This window comes from Nonomuraea sp. KM88 (assembly GCF_052245635.1).
In the GTDB taxonomy this organism is placed as follows: domain Bacteria; phylum Actinomycetota; class Actinomycetes; order Streptosporangiales; family Streptosporangiaceae; genus Nonomuraea.
This window is the reverse complement of the sequence record NZ_JBQQCC010000001.1, coordinates 870,859-884,874: the sequence shown is the minus strand read 5'-3', so window position 1 is coordinate 884,874 and position 14,016 is coordinate 870,859. Positions and strand designations below refer to the sequence as shown.

The following is a 14,016-nucleotide window of genomic DNA, read 5'->3' as shown; positions in this document are numbered from 1 at the left end:
GCTGCGCCGACCCGCGTCACTGCGTGGACGTGCCTTTTGTGGGTACGTGGAGCGGACACTCGTACCGTGGGGAGGGCGGATGCGCTCATCCATCAGTCTCGGCCGGATCGGGGGGATTCCGGTCGGGCTCAACGCCAGCGTGCTGGTCATCGTGGTGATCCTGCTCGTCGGGCTCGCCTTCGGCCGGTTCCCCGCGGTCTTCCCCGGCTACTCTCCCGTGGTGTACCTGCTGGCCGGGCTGGCCACGGCCCTGTTGTTCCTGGCCTCGCTGCTGGCCCACGAGCTCTCCCACGCGCTCATGGCCGAGCGCCATGGCATCGACGTGGCGCACATCACGTTGTGGCTGCTCGGAGGGGTGGCGGAGCTGCGCGGCGAGCCGCGCTCGCCGGGCGCCGACCTGAAGATCGCGGCGGTGGGCCCGCTCACCAGCCTCGTGTGCGGCGTGATCTTCGGGGCCATCGCGCTCCTCGTCGCCGCCGCCGACGGGGCGCCGCTGCTGGCCGGGATGTTCGTCTACCTCGCCGCGGTCAACGTGATCCTGGCCGTGTTCAACCTGATCCCGGCCGCGCCGCTGGACGGAGGGCGCGTGCTGCGCGCCGCCCTGTGGTCGCGGTGGGGCGACCGCACCAGGGCGGCGGTGACCGCCGCCCGCGCCGGCCGGGCCTTCGGCTACGTCCTCATCGTTCTGGGCTTCCTGCAGATCGTCACCGGGAGCGGGTTCCAGGGGCTGTGGCTGGCCCTGATCGGCCTGTTCCTCGTCAACGCCGCCAGCGCCGAGGAGCAGCAGGCGCAACTCGGCTCCGCGCTGCACGGCGTCAGGGTCGGGGACGTCATGTCGGACCGGCTGGTCATCGCCCACCCGGACGAGACCGTGGCCGAGCTCGTCGACCGGGTCGTCATGCGCGAGCGGCTGTCGACGTATCCGCTGGTGGAGCACGACATGCGCTTCCTCGGGCTGGTCACGCTCAACCGCATCCGGCAGGTGCCGCCGGACGCGCGGCCGGTGACGCGGCTGCGCGACATCGCCTGCCCTCCCGGCCAGGTGCCCGCCGCCCGGCCGGACGAGGCGCTGACCGACCTGCTGACCAGGATGGGCGGGTGCGCCGACGGCCGCGCCGTGGTGCTCGACCCGGACGGGCGGCTGATCGGGCTGCTCACGCCCAGCGACATCAGCCGCGTGATCCAGACCGCCGGGCTGCACGCCGGCGACCCGTACCACGCCCCCCGGGGCGCCGACCTGACGACGCGTCATCCGGACCGGCCCCTCGACCGCTCAGGCCGCTGACCCGCCGCCGCGCAGGATAGGGCAGCCGGGTGCGCGTTCCCGCACGGGGAAACGCGCACCCGCCGGGCTTACGGTTGCCTCGCAACGCACGCCGAGAGGACGGGGAGAGTAACGTGCGAGCGAGGACTGCGGCCGTCGCGGCCGCACTTTCACTGACAGGGACCCTGGTCGCGGCGAGCCCCGCGGCGGGGTCGGCGTCGTCCACCTTCTCCTTCAGGCCCGCGGTCACCACCCATGAGGCTGGCACCGACAAGTGCCCGGGCACCGACCAGTGGTTCAGGGACTCCGCCGAAGGCAAGGGGATCGCCTGGACGTGGACCAACGGCAGGCATGTCTGCGTCCAGGTCGCCTACATGGTCAGGTACACCTGGACGACGTGCGACTTCTTCTTCTACGTCCCGCCGAAGCTCGCGACGGCGGTCGTACGGTTCCACATCCGTGGGGACGGTGACTTCCGCCCGGCACGCAGTGTCGTGCGAGGGCCGGGCATCCCGGTGAATGAGGAACCGGTCAGTGGCTGGGTGCGGATCGGAAGCGGGAACCGGGTCAGGTCGATCCACTTCACCGACGCCAACAGGCAGGACTACCGGGCGGCGCGCATCGGCTGGGGCATGGAGGCCGACAACGGGATCAAGCAGGTGTGCGGCCCTGAGCGCCGCCGCCCGCTCTAGCGGACGCGGCGCCGGACAGGCGGAGCCGGCCGCGGATGTCGCCGAGGCGCTCGGCGGCGTGCGCGGCCAGCACCGAATCGATGGTGCCCCGGTGCCGGCGCAGGCGTTCCTCCGCGGCCCGTACGTCACGTTCGACCAGCTCAAACACCTCGGCCCGCCCCCGCGCGTGGCCCTCGCGCTCGGCGGCCCGCCGGCGGCGGGCGATGAGGGCGTCCAGGTCGGCGGAGTCCTGGCGCAACATCGTCCGCACGCCCGTCGCGCCCACGGCGAAGATGGCCGGCCACACCAGGATCACGAGGTCCCGCGGCTGCGGCGGCGCGGGCAGCAGCGCCGTCCCGGCCGCGACGATGGCCGCGGACGCGGCGACGGCCGCCCACCGGTGCTCGCGGCGCAGGTCCGGCCAGGAGAAGACGACGAGCGGGATGACGAAGTCCAGGAAGTAGAGGAACGGCGCGCGGATCAGGCCGCCGCTGGCCACGTTGCTCATCAGCAGCGTGCTGGTGATCGCGTCCACGGCGCCGAAGAGCAGGGCGGCCGCGACGACGCCGGGCCGCGCCGCCGCTTTCCCCGCGCGTACGGCGAGGTGCGCGCGCCAGGCCAGCAGGAGCCCGGCGCAGGCGAGGGCGACGCCCGCGGGCCACGGCACCGCCTCGAACGACGGCAGGCAATGGGCGAGCGAGCCCAGCGTGCTCAGCCCGATGATGAGCGGGCCCAGATCGTACGGCCCGGCCACGCGTCCCGGGTCGGCCGCCAGCCGCACCGACCGGCCGTCGACGACGAGCCGGCGCTCCTGCCCCAGCGGGCCCGTGCCGCGCGCCGACACGGTGACCCGGCCGCGCGGCCGCAACTCCGTCAGCACGTGACCGAGCAGCTCGACCTGGCTGGGGACGAGCAGCAGCGTGCCGTCTCCCTCCCTGACCCTGAACTCGACGTCGTGGGTGAGGTCGGGATCGGCGCTGTTGTGCAGGACCTGCCACGCTGCCCTGCCCGGCCAGCCGCGCCCGGCTCGCGGTCGCCTCCCGCTCGGCGTCCGCCTCCCGCAGCCGCTGGGCGAGCTGCCGGTCCAGTTGACGCGCTCCCCGGCCTGACGGCCGGGGATTCAGCCCGTGCCGCTTCATGCGGCACCTCTGAGGCTTCCTGCTTCACCGGCCTGCGCCACCGTGAGCGGTGGTCTTACCTGGCCTCCACAGGCGTTTAGCCTCTCCGCCCGTCCGGCGGCGAGGATGTTGAGCGCGGCGTTGACGTCCCGGTCGTGGTGCGCGCCGCACGGGCAGGCCCACGACCGGACGTCCCGAGGCATGGACTCGGCAACCGCGCCGCAGGCCGAGCACAGCTTGCTGCTAGGCAACCAGCGGTCGACCTTCACCAAAATCCGGCCGTGCCGGGCGGCCTTGTAGGCGAGCATGTTCACGAACGCCGACCATCCGGCGTCGTGCACACTCTTGGCCAGCTTCGTGCGGGCCAGGCCCTTCACAGACAGGTCCTCCACCATCACCGCTTGGTTCTCACGGATGATCCGGGTGGAGAGCTTGTGCGCGAAGTCCCGGCGCGCGTCGGCCACCCTCGCGTGTGCGCGGGCGAGGCGGACGACGGCCTTCTTCCTGTTCGCCGACCCCTTCGCCTTCCGCGACAGGGCCTGCTGTGCCTTGCGCAGCCGCCGCTCGGCGCGGCGCAGGAACCGCGGGTTGTCGATCTTCCGGCCGTCCGAGAGGACCGCGAAGCGGGTGAGCCCCAGGTCGATACCGACCTCGTTCGTGGCCTCTGGCAGCTGCTCGTCTCCGACCTCGACCACGAACGAGGCGAAGTATCGCCCGGCTGCGTCCACAACGACCGTGACGCTGGAGGGCTCCGACGGCAGGGAACGCGACCAGCGCACCGGCACGTCCCCGATCTTCGGCAGGCGCAGCTTCCCACCCGCCGTGACCGAAAACCGGGAGTTCTTGGTGAACCGGATCGCCTGCCGCCGATCCTTGCGGGACCGGAACCGGGGCGCGGCGGCCTTCGGCCCCTTGCGCTTGCCGGTGATCGAGGCGAAGAAGTTGCGGTAGGCCGTGTTCAAGTCGGCCAGCGCCTGCTGCAGCACCACCGCCGACGCCTCGCCCAGCCAGGCCCGCTGCGAGGTCTGCTTCGCCTGCGTGATGACCCGCTTGGACAGCTCAGCGTCCGAGACGTACGGCAGTCCCTGCTCGCGGGCGTCCTGCCGTGCGCGCAGCCCGTCGTTGAACACCGTCCGCGCACACCCGAACGCCCGCGCCAGCGCTTGACGCTGACCGGCGGTCGGGTAGAGGCGGAAGTTGTACCGGAGCTGCACGGTACGATCCTATCCGATATGACACTACGATGGTGTCATGATTCGGATGACGCTCCGGCTGCCCGACGACGTCCACGCCCGGGTGGCCGCCCGCGCCGAGACCGAGCGGCGATCCCTGAATTCTCAGATCGTGCACCTGCTTGAGATCGCGCTCGCCGCCGCCGAGGCGCACCACGAATCGCCTTGACGGCGATTCGTGGTTCCCTGCCCCGCTACGCGGGAGAGTCCGCTTCACCCCCGGCCTGAAGGCCGGAGCACTGCGGACGAACCCGGTAGCGGCTGATGACCACCCCGCCGAGCACGCCCGCGGCCGGCCAGAGGAACAGCGCGACGGCCGGCTGCGAACCCGCCACCACCAGGGCGACCCCGGCAAGTTCGGGCGCCAGCGAGCGCAGGCGGGCCAGCGTGATCTCCTCTCGCCCCGTCACAACGCGACCGGCCGGGCGAAAGGTTGCAGGCTCGCGCGGGGTCAGGCCTGGCGCCACTCCGCGACGCCGCCGGGCTCGTGCAGCGTGAGGTCCGGCGCGGCCTCCAGTGCCTTCTCCTCTCCCCCGGGCGTGTACGTGACGATCAGCCGCAACGGCCGCCAGGTGGTGTTGTACGTCGAGTGGTAGACGCCCGCGGGGATGTGCACCGTGTCGCCCTCCTTGATGGTGAACTCCTCGCCGTCGTCCACCATCTGGCGGCCCTCACCCGAGATGACGTAGATGATCTCCTCGGCGCCGGGGTGGTGGTGGCGGGCGTGTCCGCGGCCCGGGTTGACGATGACCTCGCCCAGGGTGCTGCTCGCCCCCTCGACGGCCGACGGGGTGACGAACCACTTGATCGATCCCCAGTCGAAGGCCATCGTCGGCACGCTGTTGGGGCTGACGTGCATGTCGGGTTCCTCGCTTTCAGAACGTGAGGGACTTGAAGGCCCGTACCTGCTCGGTGATGGCGCGCTCGGTCGGCAGCCGCTCGACGGACGAGGCGCCGAAGAAGCCGACCACGCCCTTCGTCCGCGACAGGACGTAAGCGGCGTCGTCCGGCTCGGCGATCGGGCCGCCGTGACAGAGCACGAGCACGTCGGGCCGGACGGCGACGGCCGCGTCGCGCATGGCCTGCACGCGCTCGGCGGCCTCGTCGAGGGTCAGCGCGGTGCCGGCGCCGATGCTGCCCTTGGTGGTCAGCCCCACGTGCGGCACCAGCACGTCGGCGCCCGCCTCGGCCATGGCCCGCGCCTGGGTCTCGTCGAAGACGTAGGGGGCGGTGACGAGGTCGCGTTCGCGGGCCTGGCGCACCATCTGCACCTCCAGGTCGTAGCCCATGCCGGTCTCCTCCAGGTTCTGGCGGAAGGTCCCGTCGTACAGGCCCACGGTCGGGAAGTTCTGCACGCCGGCGAACCCCATCGCCTTGAGCTGGTCGAGGAAGAGCGGCATGACGCGGAACGGGTCGGTGCCGCACACGCCGGCGAGCACCGGCGTGTCACGCACGACCGGCAGCACTTCGGCGGCCATCTCGACGACGATCTGGTTGGCGTCGCCGTACGGCAGCAGCCCGGCCAGCGAGCCGCGCCCGGCCATGCGGTAGCGGCCCGAGTTGTAGATGATGATCAGGTCGACGCCGCCGGCCTCGGCGCACTTGGCCGACAGGCCGGTGCCGGCTCCCGCGCCGACGATCGGCTGCCCGGCCGCGACCGTGCTTCGCAGCCTGTCGAGCACGTCCTGCCTGTTCACGTGGCACCTCCGGAGATCATGTGGTGCAGCCGCTCCGCCATGGCGCGGCCGAAGGCGGGGTCGTTGACGTGCAGGTCGAGCTCCTCGACGGGCACGCCGGAGCCGCGCAGCCCTTCGGCCATGGCCTCGAAGCAGGCCTCGTCGGCCTTCGGGTCGGCGAAGGCGCCGCCGGGCGCGTCCAGGGCGGACACGCCCCGGCGGGGCACGAACAGCACGGTGGGACCGCTCGCGTCGCGGAGCTTGGCGGCCACCCTGCGGCCCAGCTCGGCCATCTCCCCTGCCGTGGTGCGCATCAGCGTCACGGTGGGGTTGTGCACGTACAGCAGGCGCTCCTCGAACTCGGCGGGCACGCTGTCGCGGGGACCGAAGTTGACCATGTCGAGCGCGCCGGGCGCGACCACCTGCGGCACGCCGTGCGCGCCGGCCGCGGTGAGCCGGTCGGGCCCCGCGGACAGGACGCCGCCCACGAGGTCGTCGGCCAGCTCGGTGGTGGTCAGGTCGAGCACGCCGGCCAGCATCCGGCTCGCCGCGAGCCCTTCGAGCGCCCGCCCGCCCGCGCCGGTCGCGTGGAAGACGAGCACCTCGTAGCCGAGCTCGGCGAGCCGTTCGCGCGCGGCGTCGACGGCCGGAGTGGTCACCCCGAACATCGACGCGCCGACCAGCGGCCGATCGGATCCGCCCGCGGTCAGCCGGGCCCTGGCGAGCTGGTGCGAGCGGGCCATCCCCGCGGCCGCGGCGGCGGCGTTGCCGAGGACGGCTCGGGAGAGCCGGTTGATGCCCGCGATGTCGACCACGCTGTACATCATCGCGACGTCCTTCGCCCCGACGTACGGCGAGACGTCTCCCGACGCCATCGTGGACACGATCAGCTTGGGCAGGCCGATGGGCAGGTCGCGCACGGCCCGCGCGGCGATCGACGAGCCGCCGCTGCCGCCCAGCGCCAGCACGGCGTCGGCGCGGCCGTCGGCGTGCAGCCGGGCCAGGATCTCCGCCGCGCCCTGGCCCATGGTGGTCACGGCGGCGCCCCGGTCGCCGGCGTCGCGCAGCGCCCGCAGGTCGCCTCCTCCCGCCTCGGCGACCTGCTCGTTGGAGACGTCGGCGAGCAGCGTCTGGCTGGGGACGCCGACGCCGGCGTCCACCACGACCACGTCGCTGCCCAGCTCCACGAGCCGGTTGCGCAGCCACGCGTACTCCTCGCCCTTGGTGTCGAGTGTGCCGATCAGCACGACGGACGGCATGTCCTGCCACACCCCTCTGTTCGGAGACCTCCTGGATGTTGCCCGCCCCGGCGCACTCCCACGCCTGGCCCGGCAAGGCCGGCGGGCCAGGCGTGGGAGGGCGCCGGCACCCGCCCGATAACCGGTGTCGGCGGCGGGCGGCTTTCGGATAGATTCGGCACCCCGCCGGCCCAGAACCGCAGGAGCGCACATGACCCACGACCGGGCGGCCGACTTCGCCGACGTCTTCCAGCACTTCGCCGTCGGGGAAGAGGGCAGGCCCGAGCGCTCCTTCTATCCGTACGCCCCTGTCTTCCCCGTCCGGCTGAACGGCGCCAAGGCGGTGATCAAGCGGACCACCGGCCCCGTGTCGGCCGCGGCCGCGATCGCCCGATGGGTGGAGGCGCTCGCCGGGGAGGACGTCGGCGTGGTCACCCCGCTCCCCCTGCGCGTCGACAACCCGGCCCAGGTGGGCGACCGGGTCTGGGTGGCCTACCCGTGGGTCGACGGCCGCCCGTACACCGGCTCCCCTGACGACGTCGCCGCGGCCGGCGACCTCCTCGGCCGCATCCACGCCGCCCGGCCGGCCGGCGACGGCATGCCGGAGTTCGGCTGGCCCGATCACGACGCCGCCTCGGTCGAGGAGGACGTCACCGGGCTGCGGCGGGTGCTGGGCGAGCACGCGCCTGACCTGCGCGACGAGGTGACGGCCCGCTTCGAGCCGTGGCTGGAGTCCTTCATGGCGCAGACGCTGCCGCCGGTGCGCGACGGCGGGCTCCCGCGGGCCGCGGTGTCCATGGACTACAAGGCCGGCAACCTGGTCTACGTCGACGGGGCACCCGTGCTGATCGACCCCGACAACGCCGAGTACGCGCCGCGCATCCTCGACCTGGCGCTGGCCGCCCTGCTGTTCCACAACGAGATGGCCACCGCGCCGCCCCGGCTCTTCACGGGCGGCGAGTGGTCGGCGTTCTCCTCGGCGTACCGGCGGCACGTCCGGCTCACCGAGGCCGAACTGGCGCTGTGGCCGGTGGCCGTGCGCTACATGCTCCTGGAATGGGGCGTGTGGACGCTGATCGACGCCGCCGAGTGGAACGACTGGGACGACCCCCGCAAACGCGGCTTCCTGCGCGACCTCGCCACGGTGGACCCCGGCCGGTTCCCGCTGCGCTGACGGCAGGCGCCCGGCGTCACCGGAGCGCGACGTCCCGCAGGGCGAGGGCGCGCTCCTCCCCGAGCCGGAACCCGGTCTCGCGGTGCACGGCGAGGGCCTGCCCGGCGCACTCCGCCGAGCGCCTCGGGTCGCCGAGGGCACGGTGGATCTCGGCCATGGTGGTGAGGGCGTTGCCTTCCTCGACCCGGTATCCGCCGGCGCGCGCGATGGCGAGGGCCCGGCTGACCTGCGGCATCGCCGTTTCCATGGAGCCGAGGCCGAGGTAGGCGCGGCCCAGGCCGAGCAGCGTTCTGACGATCACGTAGTTCATGCCGGCGGCGCGCGCCTGGCCCAGCACGGCGGTGTGGACGCCGGCGGCCGCCGCGTGATCGCCGGCGGCGGTGTGCACCGTGCCGAGGATGGTGGTGACCAGGCACAGCGCGTAGCCGTTCCTGACCTCCCTGGCCAGGCGCTCGGCCTGCCGCGCGTGGTCGAGCGCCAGGTCGAGGCGGCCCGCGTCGCGGTGGATCTGCGCCAGGACGCCGAGGCTCTTGGGCACCTCCACGGAGCGGCCGCTCTCGCAGTTGCTCTCGAGCCCCCGCCCGGCGAGCTGGAGCGCCTCGTCGATGTGCCCGAGCAGCCGGCGGACGCTCGCCAGGTTGGTGAGCTCGATGCCGTTGAGTCCCTCGCCGGCAGCCTCGCGCAACCTCTCGGCGTCGCGGATGTGCGCCTCCGCCTCATGAAGCGCGCCGAGCTGCAGGCAGACCGCGCCCAGGTTGGAGGCGACGACCGCCTGGGTCCTGAGCTGCCCGGCGGCGTGGTAGATCTCCCGGGCGGCGTGCAAGGTCCCCTTCGCCTCCCGCAACGCGCCCCGTTCCACGTGGACGGCGGCCAGGTTGTTGTGCGCCGCGGCCGCACCCTGCGGCCAGCCGGCCCGCCGGGCCAGCACGGCGGCCGCCTCGAAAGCCGCCACCGCCTCGGCGTAGCGGGAGCGCAGGCGGCTGGTCATGGCCAGGCTGAGCTGGGCCGTCACCTGGCCCAGCGGCTCGTTCTCCGCGGCGGCGGCCCGCATCGCGGCCTCGGCCAGCGCCTCCGCGTCGGCGGGCTCGGCCCCGAAACCGAAGTAGGGGCGCAGGACTTCGGCGATCTGCCAGGCGAAGCGGCGGGGCCCCTCGTCGGCGGCGTGCGCCGCGACGGCGACGAGGTTGGCGCGCTCGACGTCCAGCCAGGCCACCGCGTCGGCGCTGCTCACCGGCTCGGGACCGGAGCTCGCGGACGGGCTCACCGGCTCCTGGCGGGACCCCGCGGGCCGGCTCACCGGCTCCTGGCCGGACCCCGCGGAGCGGCTCACCGGCTCCTGGCCGGGCTCCGCCGCTGTCGGTGAGGTGGTGGGCGCCCAGGTCCGTGACGGGTAGGCGACGCGGGCGACGCGCGTCGCCGTCGAGACGTACCAGGAGCAGAGCCGTTCGACCGCCGCGAGCCGGTCGGCGGGCGCGTCGTCCTGCTCGGCCTGGCTTCTGGCGTGTCGGCGCATCAGGTCGTGGAAGGCGTAGCGGCGTGGCAGGTGCTCGTCGACGAGGTGCGCGGCGGCGAGCCGGTCGAGCAGGCGGGCGGCCTGCTCGGTGCCGGAGCCGGCCAGGGCCGCCGCCGCCTCGGCGGTGATGTCGGGGCCGGGCGCGAGCCCGAGCAGGCGGAACAGCCGCTGGGCGCCGGGAGCGAGCCGCGCGTACGACAGGCCGAAGGCGGCGCGCACCGCCGACTCGCCGTCGATCTCGAGGGAGCCCAGCCGGTCGGCGGCCAGCGCCGCCGCGTAGCCGGCGATCGACCAGTGCGGGTTGACGGCGATGTTGGCGGCGGCCACCCCCAGGGCCAGCGGAAGGTGGGCGCAGAGCCGTACGAGCTCCACCGCGGCCTCCGGCTCGTCGGCCACGCGGTCATGACCGACCGCGGAAGCCAGCAGGGCCAGCGCGTCGGCGTGGCCGAGCACGTCGAGCTTGAGCTGCCGGGCGCCGTGGCTGGCGACGAGCCCGGCCAGCCGGCTGCGGCTCGTGACCAGCGCCAGGCAGCCGGGAGCGGCCGGCAGCAGGGGGCGTACCTGCTCGGCGGTCAGGGCGTTGTCGAGGAGCACGAGCACACGCCTGCCCGCCAGGCACGACCGGTAGAGCCCGGCGGCCGCCTCCTCGTCCGGCGGGATCTGCTCGGCCGGCACGCCCAGCGAGCCGAGCATCCGGATGAGTGCCTCGACCGGCGCCATCGCCGGGCCCTGGGAGTGGCCGCGCAGGTTGACGTACAGCTGCCCGTCGGGGAACGAGGCGGCGTGCCGGTGACCGAAGTGCACGGCGAGGCTGGTCTTGCCCACGCCCGCGGTGCCGGCGATGGCCACGACCGCGGGCGCCGTCTCCGCCGCCAGGCACTCGGCCAGCACGGCGAGCTCGCCGTCGCGGCCCACGAACCCGCCCGAGCCCGCGGGGAGCTCCGCGGGGACCAGCAGCACCGGCGCGCCCGCTTGCCGCGCGGGACGCGGCGGCGCGCGGAGCTCCGGGTCGTCGGCCAGGATGGCCGCCTCCAGCCGGCGCAGCTCCGGCCCGGGGTCGAGCCCGAGCTCGTCGACCAGCAGCCGCCGCCCCGTGCGGTAGACCTCCAGCGCGCCGGCCCGCCGTCCCGACCGGTAGAGCGCCAGCATGAGCAGGCCGCGCAGGCGCTCGCGCAGCGGATGCTCGGCCAGCAGCGCCTCGAGCTCGGCCGCCAGCTCGCTGTGCCGGCCGAGCCGCAGCTCCAGCTCGGCCCGCTCCTCGGCGACGGCCAGCCGCATCTCCTCCCACCGGGCCGCGGCGGCGCGGACGTCCTCCGTCTCCATCTCGGTCAGGACGGGGCCGCGCCACAGGGCCAGCGCCTCGCCGAACAGCGTGCTCGCCTCGGCCTCCCGCCCTTCCTCGGCGGCGCGTCGCCCCTCCGCGATCCTGCTCTCCGCGACCGCCGCGTCGGTCGCGGGGGCGCTCAGGCGGTAGCCCGAGCTCTCCGTCACGATGGCACCGGGATCGGCGCCGGCCTCCCGCAGCGCCCGGCGCAGCACGGCCACGGCGATCGTCACCTGGTTGCGCACCGATGTCGGGGGGTCATCGCCCCACGCCGTGGCCAGCCGGTCGGTGCTCACGACCTGGCCCTCGGCCACAAGGAGCATCGCCAGCACCGCCCTGGCCCGCTGCCCCCGCAGCCGCACCGGCTGCCCGCCGGCCACGGCCTCGAGAGGACCCAGAATCTTGAACGCCACCTCATGCCGCGCCATCCCCGACATGCTATCGCCGGGACCGAAGGTCCTGAGGCGTCGTGCGGCCGGAGCCGTGACCTGCCGTGTTCCCGTCGCGCCGGGAAAGGGTAGGAGTCTGGCGGGCTCGCGAATCACCGTGAACGGCGTCATCGGGGGATAAGTCGCAATGGACGGTGTCTACGGGCAGCGGGTGAGTGGTCTGACCTTCGAGGTGCTGGAGCCGGCGCCCGTGGGGATCGCGGTGACGCGCGGGCCCGACCACCGGCTGCTGTACACCAACGAGGCGTACCGGTCCCTGTTCGGAGAGCGGCCGATCGGGTCCCCGCTCAGGATCGCCTTTCCGCACGTGGCCCAGGAGGACTACGTCCCCATCTTCGACCAGGTGCTCAGGACGGGCACGCCGGTGGTCCGCACCGACGCCCCCGGCGGCGAGTGCCTGGAGGACCGGGAACGTTTCTTCACCTTCAGCCTCTCGCGGGTCTCCTTCGAGGACGGCACGTACGGCGTCCTCGCGGTCTTCCTGGACGTCACCGACCCGGCCACCGTGGCGCAGCGGCTCCAGGCGGTGGCCGACGAGCGCCGCCGCATCCTGCGGCGATACCAGAGCCTGGTCCGGGTCAGCGCGCAGATCGTCTGGGTGGCCGACCCCGGCGGCCTGGTGATCGAGCCGAGCCCGGGATGGGAGCGGACGACCGGCCAGTCATGGGACGACTTCCGCGACGACGGCTGGATGAACGCCGTCCACCCGGACGACCGCGCCTCCACGCAGGCGTCGTGGACCAGCGCGGTCAAGGAGGTCTCCGAGGTGTGGGAGCACGTCTACCGGCTCCGCACGACCGACGGCACGTACCGGCACTTCCAGGCTCGCGCCGTGCCGATCCAGGAGAACGGCCGTCTCGTGGAGTGGGTGGGCACCTGCACCGACATCGAGCAGCAGTGGCAGGAGCAGCGGCGCCAGCGGCTGCTCGACTCGGCCGCCGCCGCGACGGCCGACCGGACGAGCCTGGAGGGCATGCTCGGCGCGCTGGCGAACGTCATCGTGCCCGACCTGGCCGACGGATGCGGCGTGCACCTGGTGATCGACCTCGCCGACGGGCTGGCGCGAGGCGGCGACTTCGTGGCCGAGCGCATCGCCACCGCCGCCCGCGCCGGGCTGCCCAGGCTCCCGCCGTTCAGCGAGGAACGCCTGGCCGCGGACAGCGGGTTCGCCGCCGTGGTACGCCGGCGAAGGCCGTTCCGCACGACGTTCGCCCCCGGGTCGCCGCTGGGTGATCTCGTGCCGGCGGGCACACGCACCTGGCTGGAGGCCACCAGGGCCAACAGCATCGCGCTCCTGCCCGTCGTGGTCGACGGCACGCTCGCGGCGGTGGTCACGGCGGCCGCCTGCGGTGACCGCGCGCCGATCGGCCAGAGCACCGTCGCCCTGCTGCGCGAGATGATCGAGCAGGCCCATGACAACCTGAGCAGCGCGATGCGGTTCCAGCGCACGCACAAGGTCGCGGTGGCCCTGCAGCACAGCCTGCTGGCGCAACCGCCGCGGGTGCCCGGCATGCAGATCGCCGCACGCTACCGCGCCAGCCCCACCGCCGCCGACGTGGGCGGCGACTGGTACGACTCGTTCGTGCTGCCCGACGGCGCCACCGTGCTGGCCATCGGTGACGTCGCGGGGCACGACCTGCGCGCCGCGGTCACCATGGGTCAGCTGCGCAACATGCTCAGAGGACTGGTCGTGGACCGGCAGGAGCCTCCTGGGGAGATCCTCGCCCGGCTGAACATCGCGATGAAGACCCTCTACTGCGAGGAGACCGCGACCTGCGTGCTGGCCAGGGTCGAGAAGGACGAGGGCGGTCACCGGCTGAACTACGCGGTGGCCGGCCATCCGCCGCCCCTGCTGGTCACCGGCGAGGGCGCGGGCCGTTTCCTCGAGGACGGCGCCAACCCGCTGCTCGGCATCCCGTACGACACCCGGTGCGTGTCCGCGCGGGAGCCGCTGCCTGCGCTGAGCACGTTGCTGCTCTACACCGACGGCCTCGTGGAACGGCACGACGAGCACCTCGACGAGGGCCTGGAGCGGCTGCGCAGGCACGCGTGCGCGCTCGCGCGCCAGCCTCTCGACCGGTTCTGCGACGAGTTGCTCAGTGCTCTGCCGCTGTCGGCCGACGACGACGTGGCCATGATCGCGCTGCGGCTCCCTGAGCCGGCCGCCCGGCACGAGGTGAAAGGCCGGGCGCCGGTCGAGGACCGGTGAAGCGGTGGTCCTGGCGGACGGCCGGCTCCCATGGGGGCGTAACGGATCAGTCGTCCCGCGGTATGGCGGTGGTTCGGGCGGTAGCGCCAGGGTAGCGAAGGCTGGTCGGGCAGGTGGCCGGCGGCACGCTCGTACAGGGGCCCTGGCC

Annotated in this window: 12 protein-coding genes; 5 read left to right on the top strand and 7 right to left on the bottom strand. The window is 73.7% G+C overall.

Translation table 11 applies throughout. The annotated features are described in order from the left end of the window. The first annotated feature begins 79 nt into the window (after positions 1–79). Together ACTWPV_RS04075 and ACTWPV_RS04070 are read left to right on the top strand one after the other, a co-directional pair. Positions 80–1,285 (top strand): site-2 protease family protein, encoded by a 1,206-nt coding sequence (locus ACTWPV_RS04075; protein ID WP_443150638.1) that lies wholly within the window; start codon positions 80–82, stop codon positions 1,283–1,285. Between the two features lie 113 nt (positions 1,286–1,398). Then, the gene (locus ACTWPV_RS04070; protein WP_347642156.1) at positions 1,399–1,956 is read left to right on the top strand and encodes a hypothetical protein; all 558 of its coding nucleotides are present in this window, start codon (positions 1,399–1,401) and stop codon (positions 1,954–1,956) included. Here ACTWPV_RS04070 and ACTWPV_RS04065 read toward each other — a convergent pair. After that, a complete protein-coding gene (locus tag ACTWPV_RS04065; protein ID WP_443150637.1) occupies positions 1,916–2,815 on the bottom strand; it encodes a hypothetical protein in 900 nt (299 codons plus the stop codon). The genes ACTWPV_RS04070 and ACTWPV_RS04065 overlap by 41 nt on opposite strands. 255 nt (positions 2,816–3,070) lie before the next feature. Further along, positions 3,071–4,267: an RNA-guided endonuclease InsQ/TnpB family protein gene (locus ACTWPV_RS04060; RefSeq protein WP_443150636.1), complete on the bottom strand. Its 1,197-nt coding sequence runs from the start codon at positions 4,265–4,267 to the stop codon at positions 3,071–3,073. A gap of 37 nt (positions 4,268–4,304) precedes the next feature. On the opposite strand from ACTWPV_RS04060, the gene ACTWPV_RS04055 reads away from it, so the two are divergent. Further along, positions 4,305–4,454, top strand: a complete 150-nt coding sequence (locus ACTWPV_RS04055; protein WP_347642153.1) for an Arc family DNA-binding protein — start codon at positions 4,305–4,307, stop codon at positions 4,452–4,454. Between the two features lie 25 nt (positions 4,455–4,479). On the opposite strand, the gene ACTWPV_RS04050 is transcribed toward ACTWPV_RS04055, so the two are convergent. From ACTWPV_RS04050 to ACTWPV_RS04035, 4 genes are read right to left on the bottom strand one after another with little or no spacing between them, the layout of a single operon-like run. Continuing rightward, positions 4,480–4,695: a hypothetical protein gene (locus tag ACTWPV_RS04050; RefSeq protein WP_347642152.1), complete on the bottom strand. Its 216-nt coding sequence runs from the start codon at positions 4,693–4,695 to the stop codon at positions 4,480–4,482. 41 nt (positions 4,696–4,736) lie between these two features. After that, on the bottom strand, positions 4,737–5,144 hold the full coding sequence (locus ACTWPV_RS04045) for a cupin domain-containing protein (protein ID WP_347642151.1): 408 nt from the start codon (positions 5,142–5,144) through the stop codon (positions 4,737–4,739). 16 nt (positions 5,145–5,160) lie between these two features. After that, entirely contained in the window at positions 5,161–5,982 is an 822-nt protein-coding gene (locus ACTWPV_RS04040) for a phosphoenolpyruvate hydrolase family protein (RefSeq protein WP_347642150.1), read from the bottom strand. Beyond that, positions 5,979–7,220: a Tm-1-like ATP-binding domain-containing protein gene (locus ACTWPV_RS04035; RefSeq protein WP_443150635.1), complete on the bottom strand. Its 1,242-nt coding sequence runs from the start codon at positions 7,218–7,220 to the stop codon at positions 5,979–5,981. Before ACTWPV_RS04035 ends, ACTWPV_RS04040 begins: the two co-directional genes overlap by 4 nt. 190 nt (positions 7,221–7,410) lie before the next feature. Here ACTWPV_RS04035 and ACTWPV_RS04030 point away from each other — a divergent pair, with 190 nt between their 5' ends. Further along, positions 7,411–8,373, top strand: coding sequence for a phosphotransferase enzyme family protein (locus ACTWPV_RS04030; RefSeq protein WP_443150634.1), 963 nt, complete (start codon positions 7,411–7,413; stop codon positions 8,371–8,373). Between the two features lie 16 nt (positions 8,374–8,389). On the opposite strand, the gene ACTWPV_RS04025 is transcribed toward ACTWPV_RS04030, so the two are convergent. After that, complete coding sequence (locus ACTWPV_RS04025) at positions 8,390–11,638, bottom strand: AfsR/SARP family transcriptional regulator (RefSeq protein WP_347642147.1); 3,249 nt, start codon at positions 11,636–11,638, stop codon at positions 8,390–8,392. A 148-nt stretch (positions 11,639–11,786) separates the two neighbouring features. On the opposite strand from ACTWPV_RS04025, the gene ACTWPV_RS04020 reads away from it, so the two are divergent. Beyond that, positions 11,787–13,868, top strand: coding sequence for a SpoIIE family protein phosphatase (locus ACTWPV_RS04020; RefSeq protein ID WP_347642146.1), 2,082 nt, complete (start codon positions 11,787–11,789; stop codon positions 13,866–13,868). Positions 13,869–14,016 lie beyond the last annotated feature (148 nt).